Genomic DNA, 3,102 nt, shown 5'->3' with positions numbered 1-3,102 from the left:
AAGACACCGTTGTCGCTCCAACGTGTCCAACGGTTGTGGAGGGTCTTGGCCGGGCCGTATTCCTTCGGCGCATCGCACCACCGCAAGCAATTGCGATTGATGAAGATTATGCCGCTGAGATCGCGCCGATCACCGACGCGGGGTTTGCCGTAACTCTGCGGAAAGAACGGTTTCAGTCGCTCCATCCGGCCGTCGGTCAGCCATGGAGGTTGCTCATCAACCAGGTCTCCTCGCGGAGCCTCAATCATGCTGACCTGCCCCCCGATCGTCCCTCGTTCATAATGAGAGTCTGCCTGTTTGAGATTGGTAGTCGGGGGGTGGTTTCACGGCAAGCGCGCCGGGCGCGGAGCCATCAGGGAGCGCAAGCGTCCGGCGCGCTTCGAGCGGCGTCAGGTTGCCGAGCGAGGAGTGCGGCCTGACGGCGTTGTAGTCGTAGCGCCAGAGGGCGATCTTTCGGCGCGCGTCATCCAAGGTGTCGAAGATTTCCTCGTTCAGCAGCTCGTCGCGCAGGCTGCCGTTGAGGCTTTCGATGAAGGCATTCTGCTGCGGCTTGCCGGGATCGATGTAGTGCCAGGCAACGTCGTTCTGATCGGCCCACTTCAGGATGGCCCGACTGGTGAACTCCGTCCCATTGTCACTGACGATGCAAGCCGGCTTGCCATAGATCCGCACCAGTGCGTCCAACTCGCGGGCCACCCTCGCGCCTGAGATGCTGGTGTCGGCAACCAGACACAGGTTCTCGCGGCAGCAGTCGTCGATCACCGCCAGGCCGAGCCTGGTGCGCCATCGGTTCAAGCACCATGGCGAGCGAACCTGCGCGACGCCCCGAACGTGTCCGCCATCGAGCCATGGGAACGCCACTGGTCCGAGTGACCATGGCGAGGGTCCAATGACCAGCGCTGGTCGGGCATGAGGGCCAAGGGCATCGGCATGCGTATGCCACAGGCGCGCTTGCGGCCGCGCCTGCGCCGGACCGACAGCCCGTCTTCGCGGTAGAGTCGATACAGCTTCTTCGGGTTCATCAGCATGCCCCTGCGCTCCAGCAGTAGTCCGATCCGCCGATAGCCGAACCGGCGACGCACAGCCGCGACCTCATGCATGGCCTTGCGGATCTCCGGATTGTCGGGCGGCCGCTCGCGACGCACCGTCTTCGGATCGACACCGACCAGGACCCAAGCCCGGCGTTGCGAGATGACGTGATCCCGCATCGCTTTGAGCACTGCGTCCCGCCGCGCTTTCGGTGTCGTCAGGCCTCAGCCATGGTCCTTGGACCAGTGGCGTCCCATGGCTTCGATCCCAGAAGATCCTTCAGCACGATGTTGTCGAGCATGGCATCTGCCAGCAGACGCTTCAGCTTGCCGTTCTCGTCCTCGAGCGCCTTCAGCCTTTGGGCATCGGACACGTCCATGCCGCCATACTTGGCCTTGAGCTTGTAGAACGTCGCCGGGCTGAGACCATGCCGGCGACAGACATCCGCCGTCGCCATTCCGTCGACGCAGTGCGTCGACCCTGCTCCTTGATCATCCCAATGATCTGCGCCTCGGTGAAGCGGCTTTTTCTCATGTCGTCTGCTCCTTCGTGATGAAGCAAACTCTACATTAAAGCGAGGGACGTTCCGGGGGGCAGGTCAAAAACCACCTTCAGGTTTCGCAGAAGAGCTGCGTGGATCTTCAGTTGAGCGGTAGTCGATTTCCCTGCGCCTGTCGGAAAGCCAACAGCGCAGGATGTACCCGGTTCGAGATAACCTGCCCTGATCGCGGCAAGGTGGTTAGTCCAAAGACATGGCCTCTTCTTCGCGATTCTTGCCATCTAATTATGCCAACGATCCGCAGGTACACCGTCCGGCGGGTTGATATTGATGCCTGCGCCAGCAGCAGGACATGGTTTATCTGGCCCATATCCGAACCACCTTTGCGTTGTCGAACGGCACTTATGGCAGTCCCCGCATGCACCGCGACCTCGTCGACGGGGGCCATGAGATCGGGCGCCATCGCACGGCGCGGCTGATGCGCGAGAACCAGTTGATCGCGCGGCAGAAACGGCGCTTCAAGCGGACGACGGACAGTGAGCACGCCTGGCCTGTCGCGCCGAACCTTGTGGCGCAGGACTTCACGGCGGACGGCCCGGACAGGAAGTGGGGGGCTGACATCTCCTACATCTGGACGGTAGAGGGCTGGCTCTACCTTGCTGTCGTCCTGGACCTATTCTCCCGCCGCGTCGTTGGTTGGGCCACGAGTGACCGCCTGAAGCGCGATCTTGCGGTGAAGGCCCTGCGCCGTGCTCTGGTGGCTCGCAAGCCTGCGCCCGGTCTGGTCCACCATTCCGACCGCGGATCGCAATACTGCTCTGTCGACTATCAGGCGCTGCTCCGCCAACGCGGTGTCCTGATCTCGATGAGCGGGCGCGGAAACTGCTACGACAACTCGATGGTCGAGACATTCTTCAAGACCATCAAGTCGGAGCTGATCTGGCCGGTCGCATGGCAATTCCGCCAGCAGGCCGAAAACGCCATCGCCAGATACATCGACGGGTTCTATAACCCCGTCAGGCGGCATTCATCGCTCGGCTTCAAGAGCCCCATCGCCTTCGAGCGAAAGGCCAAGCAAGGGAGCTAAACGCTCTCACAAAAACCGGGCAAGGCCAAAGTGCGCTGAACTGTGTCGCAAGAGCACGGCATGCCGGGAGAGACCTTCTACAACTGAAAGGCTAAGTTCGGCGGCATGGCTGTGCCGGAGGCCAAGCGGCTGAAGGCGATGGAGGATGAGAACGCCAAGCCGAAGAAACTGCTCGTCGAGGGGTAACATTCCCATGGTTTACGGGACAAGGAAGTCGAGTTTTCACGGCTACATTGACCTGCCACTGAACTTTCATCCAGCCGCGACCGGAGCCGGTAGCTGATTTACGCCTTTCGGCGTGGGTTGAGCAATCGCCCGGCGCGCGGAACCCTGATCGCGTGCAGCGGGACGGGCGATTGCGGTGGTCAGGTGCAGAGCAAAGCCTGCGGGGGGTCTGGTAGCCGAGGGCCGAGTGGGGCCGCGCGGTGTTGTAGTCGGTGACCCAGGCCGCGATCAGATCGCGGGCATGGGCCAGGCTGCGGAACAG

5 pseudogenes are annotated in these 3,102 nt (G+C 62.1%); 2 read left to right on the top strand and 3 right to left on the bottom strand.

The window, feature by feature from the left end:
* Positions 1-217: pseudogene (locus AC2SGK_RS18155) on the bottom strand (transposase); the annotation flags it as partial.
* Between the two features lie 59 nt (positions 218-276).
* Positions 277-1,563: pseudogene (locus AC2SGK_RS18150) on the bottom strand (integrase core domain-containing protein).
* Positions 1,564-1,865: 302 nt separating this feature from the next.
* Between AC2SGK_RS18150 and AC2SGK_RS18145 the strand changes: the two are divergent.
* Together AC2SGK_RS18145 and AC2SGK_RS18140 are read left to right on the top strand one after the other, a co-directional pair.
* A pseudogene (locus AC2SGK_RS18145) lies at positions 1,866-2,615 on the top strand (IS3 family transposase); the annotation flags it as partial.
* A gap of 25 nt (positions 2,616-2,640) precedes the next feature.
* Positions 2,641-2,795 (top strand): annotated as a pseudogene (locus AC2SGK_RS18140) (transposase); the annotation flags it as partial.
* Positions 2,796-2,867: 72 nt separating this feature from the next.
* On the opposite strand, the pseudogene AC2SGK_RS18135 reads toward AC2SGK_RS18140, so the two are convergent.
* Positions 2,868-3,102: pseudogene (locus AC2SGK_RS18135) on the bottom strand (integrase core domain-containing protein); the annotation flags it as partial.

Source organism: Paracoccus sp. NIOT.M2S5SZ12, assembly GCF_057748165.1.
Note: the sequence above shows the minus strand (reverse complement) of the source record. Positions and strands in the feature narration are given on the sequence as shown.